Genomic DNA, 12,901 nt, shown 5'->3' on the forward strand with positions numbered 1-12,901 from the left:
GTTACAGGACTGGTACACAGCCGCGCGGTCACCGCCGTGTTCGGGCAATCAGCTTGTGTCCAGGGGACGGGAGAGTGGCAGCGCCGGGCGCGGCATTCGTGTTTGCTGGTGGGGGTACGGGGCCTGGTCCTCGGGAGGAGATCGTGATGACGGACCGCGGAGGGCCCCGGTGGGGTCGGGGGCGTACGGCGCTGCTGGCCTTTGCCGTGGTGACGGCGCTGGCGGCCGGCGGGGTGTGGCTCGGCCAGACCTCGGACCGGGCGTCGGCGGTGGACGCCGCACCCAAGACGTCGGCCGCGGTGCAGGACGTCAAGGAGGACAGCAAGCCGTCCGACGGTCTGCCCACCGTGCGTGACTGCGGTATCGGTGCGCCCGAGGTCAAACCGCGAGTGATTACGCTGACCTGCACGGACGTCGGGATGGTGGCGACCGAGATCAGCTGGAAGAAGTACGGCGCGAAGGATGCGTTGGGGGTCGGTGTGGTGCAGGTGGAGAAGACCGCCGGCGGAGCGGAGACGGATGCCGGATTCCCGGCGACCTTCCGTCTCTACGGTCCGAAGCGGGTCGACGGCGGGCTGGCCTTCACCGGCCTGGAGGTGACGTACGAGGGCTCGACGCCGCTCGGGGACACGACGGAGATGTACAACCTCGCGTGATGGGCATTCGAGGCCGGATCGCCCTGGCCATTTCCTGTATGACGGCTCTGGCCGTGGTGGTGCTCGGGTTTTCCGTGCACCACATAGCGGATGCGGAGCGGGAGCGGTCGGCCCGGGCGTATCAGGACGACCGGCTCAGTTCGGCGCTGCAGATCTACGAGCGGGACGGCACGCTGGCGCTGGGCGCGCAGTTGGACGACGGGACGCTGCCGTCGCCGTTGCGTGCCGCGGTGTTCAAGAAGCAGTCGGGGACGTATGTCAGTGGCGGTGAGGACCCGCGGGTGTGGGCGGCGACCGGGGTCGGTGACGGCGCCGGGAGCGGCCCGGTGCGGTCGCTGTCGGTGTCGGCGCCGTATCCGGACGACGATCCGGCGCAGCTGGCGCTGGACCGGGCGCTGTTGATCGCGGGGTGCGGCACGGTCGTGCTGATGGCGGTGGTGTCGTGGTTCGTCTCGCAGCGGCTGTCGCGGCGGCTGCGGCTGAGTGCGGCGGCGGCGCGGCGGATCGCGGCGGGTGCGGAGCCCGACGCGGACGCGCTGGCCAGTCAGGGGCGCGACGAGGTGGCCGAGTTGGGCCGCAGCGTGCACCACATGGCGATGTCGCTGGCGGCGCGGGTGGAGGCGGAGCGGGAGTTCACCGCGGATGTGGCGCACGAGCTGCGGACGCCGGTGGCCGGTCTGGTGGCGGCGGCGGAGCTGCTGCCGCAGCCGCGGGCGGTGGAGCTGGTGCAGGACCGGGCGCAGGCGATGCGGCGGCTGGTGGAGGATCTGCTGGAGGTCTCCCGGCTGGACGCGGGGGTGGAGCGGGCGGATCTGGACGCCTGTGAGCTGCCGTCACTGGTGCGCGGCATCGTCCAGCGGGCGGCGCGGCAGCGCGGGGTGGACGAGGTGTCGGTGACCGTGGAGGGCGAGCCGCGGATCGTGGAGACGGACCGGCGCCGGGTGGAGCGGGTGCTGGTGAATCTGCTGGCGAACGCGGCCAAGCACGGAAAGCCGCCGATCGAGGTGGTGGTGGCCGGTGTGCGGATCGTGGTGCGCGATCACGGTCCGGGCTATCCGGCGGAGCTGTGCGCGGAGGGGCCGCGGCGGTTCCGTACGGCGGCGCCGGAGCGCGGGACGGGGCACGGCCTGGGGCTGACGATCGCGGCCGGGCAGGCCCAAGTGCTGGGCGCGCGGCTGGACTTCGGCGCCGCCGCGGAGGGCGGCGCCGAGGCCGTGCTGGAACTGCCCGAGCGGGCGGGGAGGGTGTGTCCGACCGAGCCGTGAGGCGCGCGACGGTGCCTCCGGCCGATCCGGGAGCCGCGCCCGCCGCCCGTGGTGCCCTACAGCCCCAGATCCTTGATGATCTTGGCGACATGGCCGGTGGCCTTGACGTTGTAGAGGGCGCGCTCGACCTTGCCGTCCTCGTCGAGGATGACGGTGGAGCGGATGACGCCGGTGACGGTCTTGCCGTAGAGCTTCTTCTCGCCGAAGGCGCCGTAGGCGGTCAGGACGGACTTGTCCGGGTCGCCGAGCAGGGTGACCTTCAGGTCCTCCTTCTCGCGGAACTTGGCGAGCTTCTCCGGCTTGTCGGGGGAGATGCCGATGACGTCGTAGCCGTGGCCGGCGAGGAAGTCGAGGTTGTCGGTGAAGTCGCAGGCCTGCTTGGTGCAGCCGGGGGTCAGGGCGGCCGGGTAGAAGTACACGATGACCTTGCGGCCCCGGCGGTCGGCGAGCGAGACCTGCTGGCCGTCCGCGTCGGGGAGGGTGAAGGCGGGGGCGGTGTCGCCGGGCTGCAGTCGCTCGCTCATGGCTCTCCTCAGGATGGATCCGTACGCTCCGACACTAGCCAGCCCCGCCGGGCGGTGCGGGCCCGGGAGTCCGGGCGGCGCGAAACGGGGGTGCTGTGGGGCGCCCGGGGGTGGGAGCTGACAGACTGTCCATCACGAATCGGCAGTCAGCTATGTGGCCGGTTCCGTACGGGGCCCCGTGCCCGGCCCCCGTACGCATCGGCGCGAGACGACGGAGGCAGCGCGGTGGCGGAAGCCAGGACCCCGGCGCAGATCGAGGCGGATATCGTCCGCAGGCGGCAGGAGCTCGCCGTCACGCTCGACGAGATCGGTGTGCGGCTGCACCCGACGACGATCATGGATGCGGCGAAGGCGAAGGCGGCGGAGGCCGTGGACCGTACGGCGGGGCGGGCCTATGTGGCGGCCAACCGCGCGGTGTCGGACGTGCGGGCGCAGCTGGTGTCGGAGAACGGGACGCCGCGGCTGGAGCGGGTCATTCCGGTGGCGATGGTCGGGGTGGCCGTGATCGGCCTGCTGGCTCTGCGCACCCGGCGGCGCCGGTAGTTCCGTCCGGCGGAGGCCGACCGGAGCGCCCCCGCGGCGCCCGTGGTGCGGGACGGACGGCGCCGGGCAGGTACGGTCATGCCGTGAGCCCGAATAACACCAAGGACACCCACGACAAGCTGCCGATCCGGATGCTGCACGACCGCGTGCTGGTCCGGACGGACATCCCCGAGGGCGAGCGCCGCTCGTCGGGGGGCATCGTCATTCCCGCGACCGCGGCGGTCGGCCGTCGCCTGGCCTGGGCCGAGGTGGTCGCGGTCGGGCAGAACGTGCGGACCGTCGAGGTGGGCGACCGGGTGCTGTACGACCCGGAGGACCGGGCCGAGGTCGAGGTGCGCGGCGTGGCGTACGTGCTGATGCGCGAGCGCGATCTGCATGCGGTGGCCGCGGAGCGCCTGGAGGGCGCGGAGGACGCGACCGGGCTGTATCTGTGATCCCGTAGTTTGTGGACAGTGCCCCTGAAGCGGGGCGGCGGCGGGCGGTGACCGAGGTCACCGCCCGCCGTGCTGCGCTTTGCTAGCCTCGGGAGGTACCCGACGAGACGCGCCGTACCGGGTCAGGACAAGACGACGCACCCCTGTTGAAGCTCTTTCACGGAGGTGCCGCCATGGCATGGATCCTGCTCCTGGCCGCCGGTCTGCTGGAGGTCGGCTGGTCGGTCGGCATGAGGTACACCGACGGGTTCACCCGGCTGTGGCCCAGTGTGTTCACCGGCGCGGGCATCGCCGCCAGCATGCTGCTGCTCTCGTACGCGGCCCGGACCCTGCCGATCGGTACCGCCTACGGCGTGTGGGTCGGCATCGGGGCGGCCGGTGCGGCGGTGGCCGGGATGACGCTGCTCGGCGAGCCGGCCACCGCGGCCCGGATCTTCTTCATCGGTCTGCTGCTGGTGGCGGTCGTCGGGCTCAAGGCGACGTCGGGGCACTGACAGCGGGAGGGTGGGAAGCCGGGAAGTCGTACGGGCGCCCCGGCCCCCGGCCCCGGGCAGCACAACACCTAGTCGCCCCACTCCGGAGGAAGGTGCTGGTCCAGGTCGTAGGCCTGGGGGGCCACGGTCGGGAAGTCGTTCGTGGGCTCCGTGGTCGGGGTGGGCTCGGCGGGGACGGTGGGGGCGGTCGGCTCGGTGGGGGGCCGGGTGGGGGCGCCGGTGGGCGGGGCGGGGAGGGTGGCGGAGTCGCTCGGGCCGGTGGAGGGCGAGTCGGACGCGCCGGGCGACTCGGAGTCGCTGGTGGACGGCTCCGGGGACGGCGACTCGGCGCCCTCCTCCAGCTGGAGATCGAAGTCGCGGACCGGTTGTCCGTTCAGCGCGGCCGCGGTGTAGTCGGCCCAGATCTGGGCGGGGTAGTCGCCGCCGTTGACCCGGGACAGGCCGCCCGCCCCGTACAGCGGTTCCTGTGCGGCGCTCTCCGGGTTCTGGCCCAGGACGGCGACGACGGTGGCGAGATCGGGGGTGTAGCCAGCGAACCAGGCGGCCTTGTCGTCCTCCGCGGTGCCGGTCTTGCCGGCCGCGGGCCGGCCGGCGCCCTGGGCGGCGGTGCCGGTGCCGCCGTCGACGACGCTGCGCAGGATCGAGGTGGTGGTGTCGGCGGCCGCGCGCGGGACGGCGGTGGTCTCCTCGCGCTCGGGCAGCTCGATGTCCTCCTCGTCCTTGGTGACCTTGTCGACCAGGGTGTACGGCCGGTGGGTGCCGTGGTGGGCGAGGGTGGCGTAGACCTGGGTCATGTCCAGCACGCTGGGGGTGGCGGTGCCCAGCGAGATGGCGCCCTGGGACGCGGCGAGGCTGGGGGTGCCGGCGGGGATGCCCAGATCGACGGCGGTGGCCTTGACCTTGCCGGGGCCGACGTCGATGCCCATCTGGGCGTAGACGGCGTTGACGGACTTGTCGGTGGCCTCGCTGACGGTGATCGGGCCGTAGGAGCGGTCGTCCTCGTTGGCGGGGGCGAAGCCGGTGGGGCGGCCGTGACTGATCGTCATCCGCTTGTTGGTGCCGTCGTAGACGGTCTGGGGGGTGATGCTTTCGCCGTCCTGGGTGGTGGAGCGGTGCTGGACGGCGGCGGCGAAGACGATCGGCTTGAAGGTGGAGCCGACCTGGTAGTCGCTGCGGGTGGCGCCGTTGACGTACTGCTTGGCGTAGTCGATGCCGCCGTAGAGGGCCACCACCCGGCCGCTCGCGGGGTCGATGGAGGCGCCGCCGGCCCGGACGTAGCCGTCGACCTTCCGGGAGTCGTCGAGCCGGTCCATCACCCGGGTGTTGACCGCCTTGACGAAGGCGTTCTGGCGTTTCTTGCTGATGGTGGTGGTGATGCGGTAGCCGCCCGCCCGCAGGGTCTCCTCTTCGAGGATCTTGTGGTCGGTGAGGTAGTCCTTGACCGCCTCGACGAGGTAGCCGCGCTGGCCGGTGAGGCCGGCGGAGGCCTTGGCGGGTTTCGGTTCGGGGAAGCGCAGCGCGGCCCGCTCGGCGGGGGTGAGCCACTTCTTGGTCACCATGCCCTTCAGGACGTAGTTCCAGCGGGCCAGCACCCGCGGGCGGTTGCCGGGGTGGGCGGTGAGGTCGTACGCGCTGGGGGCGTTGAGGAGGGTGGCGAGGTAGGCGCCCTGGGCGGTGGTCAGCGCCTCGGCGTTGCGGCCGTAGTAGGACTGGGCGGCGGCCTGGATGCCGTAGGCGTTGCGGCCGTAGTAGCTGGAGTTGAGGTAGCCCTCCAGGATCTTGTCCTTGCTGACCTCGCGGTCCAGCTTGATGGCGATGAAGAACTCCTTGGCCTTGCGGGTGACGGTCTGTTCCTGGCCGAGGTAGTAGTTCTTCACGTACTGCTGGGTGATGGTGGAGCCGGACTGTTTGCCCTTGCCGGTCACGGTGTTCCAGGCGGCCCGGAGCATCGCGGCGGGGTCGACCGCCGACTCGGCGTAGAAGTCGCGGTCCTCGGCGGCGAGGACGGCCTGCTGGACGGACTTGGGGATCCGGCTGAGCGTCACGTTCTGCCGGTTGACCTCGCCGTCGCGGGCCAGCTCCGAACCGTCGGAGTAGAGGTAGACGTTGCTCTGGGCCTTGGCGGCGCTGTTGGCCGGCGGGATGCCGACCAGCAGATAGCCGGCGATCATTCCGCCGACGATGAGCAGCAGGAACAGCAGCACGGTGCCCAGCACCGTGCGCCAGGTGGGGAGGACACGGCGCCAGCCCGTGCGTTGTCCGCTCATGTCGGTTGGACTCCTCGGACGCCGCCGGAGGTTGTACTGCGGCGGGTCGGTGTCATATCGGGATGTGTGCGCCGCGCGGAGCAATTGCCGCACACGGGGCAACTCTCGCATCATCCGTGCCGGTCAGGAGGGGTGGCGCGCACCCGCGGCCGCCTCCTGACCGGCTGAATGGCGCCCACGGCTCACCCGAAGCGGTGATAATTCGATGGTGCCCGCCCGACCCGCGCCCTAGGCTCCGGTGTTTTGGGTGTCCGGCCCGAACGACGTGCGGGAGGGTGCGCGGCGTGTGGTACGCGGCGGTGGCGGCCGGCAGCTTCCGGCGGTACGCCACGTATCAAATCGCCACCGTGGCGGGCGTGTTCACCAACACCGTCTTCGGCTTCATCGTCGCCTACACCTATATCGCGCTGTGGGACGAGCGGCCGCATCTGGGCGGCTACGACCAGGCGCAGGCGCTGACGTTCGTGTGGACGGCGCAGGCGCTGCTGGCGACCGCGGCGCTGATGGGCGGCGGCGGCCTGGAGGAGTTGCAGGAGCGGATCCGCAGCGGGGACATCGCGGTGGACCTCTACCGGCCCGCGGATCTGCAGCTGTGGTGGCTCTCCGCGGACCTGGGACGGGCCGCTCTCCAGCTGCTCGGCCGCGGGGTGGCGCCGATGGCGGTGGGCGCCCTGGCCTTTCCGCTCGCGCTGCCCGGTGATCCGCTGACCTGGGGCTGCTTTCTGCTGTCGGTGCTGTTCGGGGTGCTGGTCAGCTTCGCGCTGCGGTATCTGGTGGCGCTGGCCTCGTTCTGGCTGCTCGACGGCTCGGGCCTGTCCCTGATCAGCGGCTTGGCCTGCATGTTCTTCTCGGGGATGCTGCTGCCGTTGCGGGTCTTCCCCGGGGGGCTGGGGGAGGTCGCCCAGCTGTTGCCGTGGGCCGCGGTGCTGCAGACGCCGGCCGATGTGCTGGTGGGGGCGCTGCGCGGGGGCGCTCTGGTGCGGGGGCTGGTGTTCCAGGCGGCGTGGGCCGTGGCGCTGCTGGCGCTGGGGCGGCTGGTGCAGTCGGCGGCGACCCGCAAGGTGGTGGTGCACGGTGGCTAGCGAGCGGCCGGCGGACTGGCGGGGGGCGGCCCGCGGCCGGGTGGCGGAGGTGGCGCAGGGGCTGTCGGCGTACGGGCTGATCGTGCGGATGTGGGTGCGCTCCAGCCTCGCCTACCGGACCTCGTTCGTGCTGATGGCGTGCGGCAACTTCGCGGCGAACGCCCTGGACTTCGTCGCGATCATGCTGATGTTCTCGCAGATCGATGCGCTCGGCGGCTTCTCGCTGCCGGAGGTGGCCTTTCTGTACGGCACCTCCGGTGTCGCGCTGGGCCTGGCGGATCTGGCGCTGGGCAGCATCGAGGGGCTGGGCCGGCGGGTGCGCGACGGCACCCTCGACACCCTGCTGCTGCGTCCCGCACCGGTCTTCGCGCAGATGGCGGCGGACCGTTTCGCGCTGCGCCGGCTGGGCCGGATCACCCAGGCGCTGCTGGTGCTCGGCTGGTCGCTGCCCCGGATCGAGGTGGACTGGACGGTGGGCCGGGTGCTGCTGGTGCCGCTGATGGCGGTGTGCGGCACGGCCATCTTCGCGGCGGTGTACACGGCCGGTGCCGCCTTCCAGTTCTGGGCGCAGGACGCGGCCGAGGTGCAGAACTCCTTCACCTACGGCGGCAATGCGATGCTGCAGTACCCGCCGACGGTGTTCGCGAAGGAACTGGTGCGTGGGGTCACCTTCCTCGTCCCGCTGGCGTTCGTGAACTGGCTGCCCGCGCTGCGGCTGCTGGGCCACCCCGATCCGCTGGGGCTGCCGGGCTGGGTGGACTTCCTGGGGCCCGTGGTGGCGGCGCTGATGTGTACGGGGGCGGGGCTGGTGTGGCGGATGGGGCTCCGGGCGTACCGCAGCACCGGAAGTTGACGCGGTGTCATATGGCGGGCGTGCCGCACAGGACGACAAGGGGGCGGTTGTGGTGGGTGCCGAGACGGAGCAGCTGATCGAGGTGGACGGCGTCGAGAAGGTCTTCTCGGTGCGGCGCAAGGCGGGCCGGCTGCGCCGGGTGCGCGAGGAGGTCCGGGCCGTGGACGGGATCTCCTTCCGGGTGTCGCGCGGCGAGATGGTCGGCTACATCGGGCCGAACGGCGCGGGGAAGTCCACCACCATCAAGATGCTGACCGGCATCCTGGTGCCCAGCGGCGGCCGGCTGCGGGTCGCCGGCATCGATCCGGCGCGCGAACGCACCCGGCTCGCCCGCCGGATCGGCGTGGTCTTCGGGCAGCGCACCACGCTGTGGTGGGACCTGCCGCTGAAGGACTCCTACGAGCTGGTGCGGCGGATGTACCGGGTCCCGGACGCCGTCTACCGCGCCAACCTGGAGCGCTGTGTCGAACTCCTCGACCTGGCCCCGCTGCTGGCCGTACCGGTGCGGCAGCTGTCGCTGGGGCAGCGGATGCGCGGCGACATCGCGGCGGCGCTGCTGCCCGACCCCGAGGTGCTGTATCTGGACGAGCCGACCATCGGCCTCGATGTGATCAGCAAGGCGAAGGTGCGCGCGTTCCTGCACGAGGTGAACGCCGAGCGCGGCACCACCGTCCTGCTGACCACCCATGACCTCACCGACATCGAGCAGCTGTGCCGCAGGGTGATGGTCATCGACCACGGCCGGCTGGTCTACGACGGCGGCCTCGACGGGCTGCGGACGGCCGGCGGCGGGGAACGGACGCTGGTGGTGGAGCTGGAGCGCGAACTCCCGCCGATCGAGGGCGTCCCGGGCGCCCGCACGGTCAAGGTGGCCGGTCCCCGGCAGTGGCTGGCCTTCCCGGCGTCGCAGAGCGCGGCCCCGCTGGTCGCGGCGGTCGCCGCGCGCTATCCGCTGGTGGATCTGTCGGTCCGGGAGCCGGACATCGAGTCCTTGATCGCCGAGCTGTACGCGGGTGGCGGGAAGCGTCTGGATGCCGCTGTAGACGGGGGAAAAGTCGACCGCGCCCTCTAACCTGTCCGCATGACTGAAGACCTCCCAGAATTGCGCGCCTCCGACGCCGACCGTGAGCGGGTCGCCGAGATCCTGCGGGACGCCGTCGCCGAAGGGCGGCTGGCAATGGAGGAGTTCGACGAGCGGCTGGGGGCGACGTACCGGGCGCGCACCTACGGGGAGCTGGAGCCGATCACCGCCGATCTGCCGGCGGCCGCGGCGGCCCCCGCACCGCTGTCGCTGCGCAAGGACACCGCGGCGGTGACGGGGTGGTCGGAGCGGATCGTGAGCCACACGGACGGATCCGCGGCCGGCATCGGCATCTTGGGGGGCTTCCAGCGCAAGGGGCGGTGGACCATCGGGCGCCGCTTCACGGCGGTGTGCCTGCTGGGCGGCGGCGAGCTCGACCTGCGCGAGGCGAACTTCGCCGGGCCCGAAGTCGTCATCAGCTGCTGGGCGTTGATGGGCGGGGTCAGCATCGTGGTGCCGCCGGGCGTCGAGGTCGATGTGCGGGGCCTGGGCATCATGGGCGGCTTCGACGCGCAGGAGGACGGGGTACCGGGCGAGCCCGGTGCGCCCCGGGTGATCGTCAAGGGGCTGGCGCTGATGGGCGGCGTCGCCGTCGAGCGCAAGCTGCTCAAGGAGGAGCGGCGCCGCCTCAAGGAAGAGAAGCGGCGCCTGAAGGACGAGCGGCGCAAGGAGCTGGACTGAGCGGCGGCGCCTGCCCCGCCGGTGTCACAGCGAGGCGGGCGCGGACTGCTTGAGGTGCTCCAGATTCACGGCGTTGGCCATCGCCCGGAAGCCCTCGTCGCTCGGGTGGAGATGGTCACCGGAGTCGTAGGAGGGCCGCAGCCGCACCGGCGCCGACGGGTCGCGCAGCGCCTTGTCGAAGTCCACGACCTCGTCGTAGACGGAGCCGGCGCGGATGATCCGGTTGACCTGCTGGCGCACCGAATTCAGCTGATCGGAGTAGCCGCGGTGTCCCCCGAACGGAGTCAGGGTGCTGCCGGTGACGCGCAGCCCGCGGGCATGCGCCTGGCGGACGATCTGCCGCATCCCCGCCACGATCTTCTGCGGGTCGAGCTGACGCGGTGACTTGAACAGGTCGTTCAGCCCGATCTCGACGATCACCGCCTTCACCCCGGTACGCGAGAGCGCGTCGCGGTCCAGGCGGGACAGCACGCTGGGCCCGTTGTTCGGGGAGAACCTGCTGCCGTTGACCAGCAGGCGGTTGCCGCTGATGCCCTGGTTGAGGACGCCGTAGCGGGGCGCGCCGGGCTCGTTGCGCAGCCGCGCCGCGAGGAAGTCCGTCCAGCGGTGGTTGGCGCCCGCGGTGGAGGTGATGCCGTCGGTGATGGAGTCGCCGATGGCGACGACCGCGCCGCGGGCCTGGGTGCTCCACACGTCCACACCGGTCAGATAGCGCCAGTACGGGCTCTGCTCGGTGTAGGCGGCGCCGGTGGCGTCCTCCGCCCGGTCGCCGCGCGCCAGGTAGGAGGTCTGCCGGGCGTACGGGTGATAGGTGGCGGGGCCCGAGGCCGACGGGGAGTACGTGGTGACCAGCAGGTCCGCGTCGCCCGGCACGGTCAGCCGGGTCGGGTCGCTGGTGACCGCGCCGCCCGCCGGGATGGTCACTGCGGGCTTGCCGCCGAAGGACAGCCGCCGCATGGTGCCGGTCGCGGCGGTGGGGTTGCTGGGGGCCGCGGCCAGCGCCAGCGAGGCATGGCTGACCACCAGCGGGCGGGTGCCGTAGAGGTTGGAGAGCTGGATGCGCACGCCGGAGCCGCCGACGCTGGTGTGCACGACGTTCCGTATCGACATGCCCGCGTAGCCGGCCAGGGTGCCCGGCTCGGCCGCCGCGGCGGCCGCCGACCAGGTGCCGACCCACTGCCCGGACACCGCCGGGGCCGCCGGGTCGCGGGGCTTGTGCGGGGAGCTGCCCAGGCCGCCGCCCTCGCCGCCGAAGCCGACGAATATCGCGGTCGAGATCAGCACACACACCGCCGCCAGGCCGGCGAACAGGGCGTAACCCACACTTTTGCTCATGCGGGAGGGGTCTCCTGGGGAAAGCGGAGCAACACGCTCCGGGCGGGCAAGGGCAGCGGATGATCAGCGGCACCGTTGCGGTCCGATCGGTCCTTCATGATCCCACGGACCTCCGGGAAGCCGCCCGGCGCCCCGGACCGTGCCGCCATGGCATGGACGCGGGGAACTCGTGCTTCGTTCCAGGAGTAGGTCACAGTGGGACACGGGGCCGGACGGAGGCCGGTCCGGAGCAGCATAGGCCGTAGGGATGACGGGGGAACGCGGTGGGAGCGGTGGAGCGGATGGAACGCACAGATTCGGACACGGCGGCGAATGCGGCGCGGACCCCGGTGACGGATGCCACGTCGACGGGCCGGCTCGCAGCGGCCGGCTTCGCCTACGGCGTTGCCGACGAGGAGCGCCGGCGCGCGGTGCGCCGGATGAAGACCCTGGCCACCGGCATGCTGCTGGGCGTCGCGCTCGTCTATGTCCTGGCGAAATGGGCTGGATCTGCGGGGGCGGGTGGCTGGACCGGGTTTGTCGCGGCGGCCGCGGAGGCCGGCATGGTCGGTGCGCTGGCCGACTGGTTCGCGGTCACCGCGCTGTTCAAGCGGCCGATGGGGCTGCCGATCCCGCACACCGCGATCATCCCCACCAAGAAGGACCAACTGGGTCAGAGCCTGGGGGATTTCGTCGGGGAGAACTTCCTCTCCGGCGAGGTCGTCCGCCGCCGGCTGCACTCCGTCGCCGTCGGCCGGCGGCTCGGCGGCTGGCTCGCCGAGCCCAAGAACGCCGACCGGGTCACCGCCGAGGTGTCCACCGCGCTGCGCGGCGCGCTGACCGTGCTGCGCGACTCCGACGTCCAGGCGGTGGTCGGCGAGGCGATCACCCGCCGCGCCGACGCCCAGGAGATCGCGCCCGGTCTCGGCGGGCTGCTGGAGCGGATCGTCGCCGAGGGCGGCCACACGCGGGTGGTGGATCTGGTCGTCGCCCGGGCCCATGACTGGCTGGTCGAGCACGGCGATTCCGTGATGACCGCGGTCTCCGGCGGCGCCCCCGGATGGACCCCGCGGTTCGTCGACCGCAAGGTGGGCGACCGGGTCTACAAGGAGTTGCTGCGCTTCGTCACCGAAATGCGGGACATGCCCGAGCATCCGGCGCGCGGCGCGATCGACCGCTTCCTGCGGGACTTCGCGGACGATCTGCAGTCCGACCCCGACACCCGGGCCCGCGTCGAGCGGCTGAAGGCCGAGGTGCTGGGGCGCAGCGAGGTGCAGGATCTGATCGCCTCGGCCTGGGGCTCGGTCCGCGGGATGATCGTCGCCGCCGCCGAGGACGAGCGCAGCGAACTGCGGCTGCGGGTGCGGGCGGCGCTGCTGTCCCTGGGCCGGCGGCTGGCGGCCGAGGAGCGGTTGCAGGGCAAGGTGGACGGCTGGCTGGAGAACGCGGCGGTCTATGTGGTGACGACCTATCAGAGCGAGATCACCGCCCTGATCACCGACACCGTCGCCGGCTGGGACGCGGAGCACACCTCGAAGAAGATCGAGGCGCACATCGGCCGTGACCTGCAGTTCATCCGCATCAACGGCACCGTCGTCGGCGCCCTGGCGGGCCTGGCGATCTACGCCGTCTCGCAGGCCTTCGGCGGCTGACGCCCCGTTCGCCGCGCGGGCCGCGCACTGCCTCTGGTGGCTTGTGCCCGCAGGG

General features: G+C 72.1%; 13 protein-coding genes and 1 riboswitch. Of the genes, 10 read left to right on the forward strand and 3 right to left on the reverse strand.

Annotated features, from left to right (window positions below):
• Positions 1-146 precede the first annotated feature (146 nt).
• Together CPH93_RS21795 and CPH93_RS21800 are read left to right on the forward strand one after the other, a co-directional pair.
• Entirely contained in the window at positions 147-656 is a 510-nt protein-coding gene (locus CPH93_RS21795; protein ID WP_006605364.1) for a hypothetical protein, read from the forward strand.
• On the forward strand, positions 656-1,921 hold the full coding sequence (locus CPH93_RS21800; RefSeq protein WP_093483422.1) for a sensor histidine kinase: 1,266 nt from the start codon (positions 656-658) through the stop codon (positions 1,919-1,921). The genes CPH93_RS21795 and CPH93_RS21800 overlap by 1 nt, the downstream gene beginning before the upstream one ends.
• Positions 1,922-1,977: 56 nt before the next feature.
• On the opposite strand, the gene bcp is transcribed toward CPH93_RS21800, so the two are convergent.
• The gene (gene bcp, locus CPH93_RS21805; RefSeq protein ID WP_006605366.1) at positions 1,978-2,445 is read right to left on the reverse strand and encodes a thioredoxin-dependent thiol peroxidase; all 468 of its coding nucleotides are present in this window, start codon (positions 2,443-2,445) and stop codon (positions 1,978-1,980) included.
• A 225-nt stretch (positions 2,446-2,670) separates the two neighbouring features.
• On the opposite strand from bcp, the gene CPH93_RS21810 reads away from it, so the two are divergent.
• The 3 genes from CPH93_RS21810 to CPH93_RS21820 all read left to right on the forward strand — a co-directional run bounded on the left by CPH93_RS21810 (position 2,671) and on the right by CPH93_RS21820 (position 3,916).
• Complete coding sequence (locus CPH93_RS21810) at positions 2,671-2,988, forward strand: DUF3618 domain-containing protein (protein WP_093483421.1); 318 nt, start codon at positions 2,671-2,673, stop codon at positions 2,986-2,988.
• Between the two features lie 131 nt (positions 2,989-3,119).
• A complete protein-coding gene (locus CPH93_RS21815) occupies positions 3,120-3,422 on the forward strand; it encodes a GroES family chaperonin (protein ID WP_048828920.1) in 303 nt (100 codons plus the stop codon).
• Between the two features lie 81 nt (positions 3,423-3,503).
• Positions 3,504-3,564, forward strand: a riboswitch (guanidine-III (ykkC-III) riboswitch).
• Positions 3,565-3,595: 31 nt separating this feature from the next.
• Positions 3,596-3,916, forward strand: coding sequence for a DMT family transporter (locus CPH93_RS21820; RefSeq protein ID WP_096213798.1), 321 nt, complete (start codon positions 3,596-3,598; stop codon positions 3,914-3,916).
• A gap of 68 nt (positions 3,917-3,984) precedes the next feature.
• Here CPH93_RS21820 and CPH93_RS21825 read toward each other — a convergent pair whose 3' ends face one another.
• Complete coding sequence (locus tag CPH93_RS21825; protein WP_107470891.1) at positions 3,985-6,183, reverse strand: transglycosylase domain-containing protein; 2,199 nt, start codon at positions 6,181-6,183, stop codon at positions 3,985-3,987.
• A gap of 284 nt (positions 6,184-6,467) precedes the next feature.
• Here CPH93_RS21825 and CPH93_RS21830 point away from each other — a divergent pair, with 284 nt between their 5' ends.
• The 4 genes from CPH93_RS21830 (at position 6,468) to CPH93_RS21845 (ending at position 9,880) form a co-directional block, all read left to right on the forward strand.
• The gene (locus CPH93_RS21830) at positions 6,468-7,265 is read left to right on the forward strand and encodes an ABC transporter permease (RefSeq protein WP_096213799.1); all 798 of its coding nucleotides are present in this window, start codon (positions 6,468-6,470) and stop codon (positions 7,263-7,265) included.
• Positions 7,266-7,353: 88 nt separating this feature from the next.
• Positions 7,354-8,118, forward strand: a complete 765-nt coding sequence (locus tag CPH93_RS21835; RefSeq protein WP_331716997.1) for an ABC transporter permease — start codon at positions 7,354-7,356, stop codon at positions 8,116-8,118.
• 52 nt (positions 8,119-8,170) lie between these two features.
• Complete coding sequence (locus CPH93_RS21840; protein ID WP_096215533.1) at positions 8,171-9,190, forward strand: ABC transporter ATP-binding protein; 1,020 nt, start codon at positions 8,171-8,173, stop codon at positions 9,188-9,190.
• A 9-nt stretch (positions 9,191-9,199) separates the two neighbouring features.
• A complete protein-coding gene (locus tag CPH93_RS21845; RefSeq protein WP_096213800.1) occupies positions 9,200-9,880 on the forward strand; it encodes a DUF1707 SHOCT-like domain-containing protein in 681 nt (226 codons plus the stop codon).
• Between the two features lie 24 nt (positions 9,881-9,904).
• Here the strand turns inward: CPH93_RS21845 and CPH93_RS21850 are convergent, their stop codons facing one another.
• Positions 9,905-11,215 carry an SGNH/GDSL hydrolase family protein gene (locus CPH93_RS21850; RefSeq protein WP_096213801.1) on the reverse strand — a complete coding sequence of 437 codons (1,311 nt, stop codon included), beginning with the start codon at positions 11,213-11,215 and terminating at the stop codon, positions 9,905-9,907.
• Positions 11,216-11,496: 281 nt separating this feature from the next.
• Between CPH93_RS21850 and CPH93_RS21855 the strand changes: the two genes are divergently transcribed.
• Entirely contained in the window at positions 11,497-12,846 is a 1,350-nt protein-coding gene (locus CPH93_RS21855; RefSeq protein WP_371126775.1) for a DUF445 domain-containing protein, read from the forward strand.
• Positions 12,847-12,901 lie beyond the last annotated feature (55 nt).

This window comes from Streptomyces sp. 2323.1 (assembly GCF_900221035.1).
GTDB classification, from domain to species: domain Bacteria; phylum Actinomycetota; class Actinomycetes; order Streptomycetales; family Streptomycetaceae; genus Streptomyces; species Streptomyces sioyaensis.

What these genes read in the sequence shown, in the direction of transcription:
- CPH93_RS21850 (WP_096213801.1), bottom strand. Translation starts at nt 11,215, where the DNA reads ATGAGCAAAAGTGTGGGTTACGCCCTGTTCGCCGGCCTGGCGGCGGTG.
- CPH93_RS21835 (WP_331716997.1), top strand. Translation starts at nt 7,354, where the DNA reads ATGTGGGTGCGCTCCAGCCTCGCCTACCGGACCTCGTTCGTGCTGATG.
- CPH93_RS21855 (WP_371126775.1), top strand. Translation starts at nt 11,497, where the DNA reads ATGGAACGCACAGATTCGGACACGGCGGCGAATGCGGCGCGGACCCCG.
- CPH93_RS21820 (WP_096213798.1), top strand. Translation starts at nt 3,596, where the DNA reads ATGGCATGGATCCTGCTCCTGGCCGCCGGTCTGCTGGAGGTCGGCTGG.
- CPH93_RS21800 (WP_093483422.1), top strand. Translation starts at nt 656, where the DNA reads ATGGGCATTCGAGGCCGGATCGCCCTGGCCATTTCCTGTATGACGGCT.
- CPH93_RS21795 (WP_006605364.1), top strand. Translation starts at nt 147, where the DNA reads ATGACGGACCGCGGAGGGCCCCGGTGGGGTCGGGGGCGTACGGCGCTG.
- CPH93_RS21815 (WP_048828920.1), top strand. Translation starts at nt 3,120, where the DNA reads ATGCTGCACGACCGCGTGCTGGTCCGGACGGACATCCCCGAGGGCGAG.
- CPH93_RS21825 (WP_107470891.1), bottom strand. Translation starts at nt 6,183, where the DNA reads ATGAGCGGACAACGCACGGGCTGGCGCCGTGTCCTCCCCACCTGGCGC.
- bcp (WP_006605366.1), bottom strand. Translation starts at nt 2,445, where the DNA reads ATGAGCGAGCGACTGCAGCCCGGCGACACCGCCCCCGCCTTCACCCTC.
- CPH93_RS21845 (WP_096213800.1), top strand. Translation starts at nt 9,200, where the DNA reads ATGACTGAAGACCTCCCAGAATTGCGCGCCTCCGACGCCGACCGTGAG.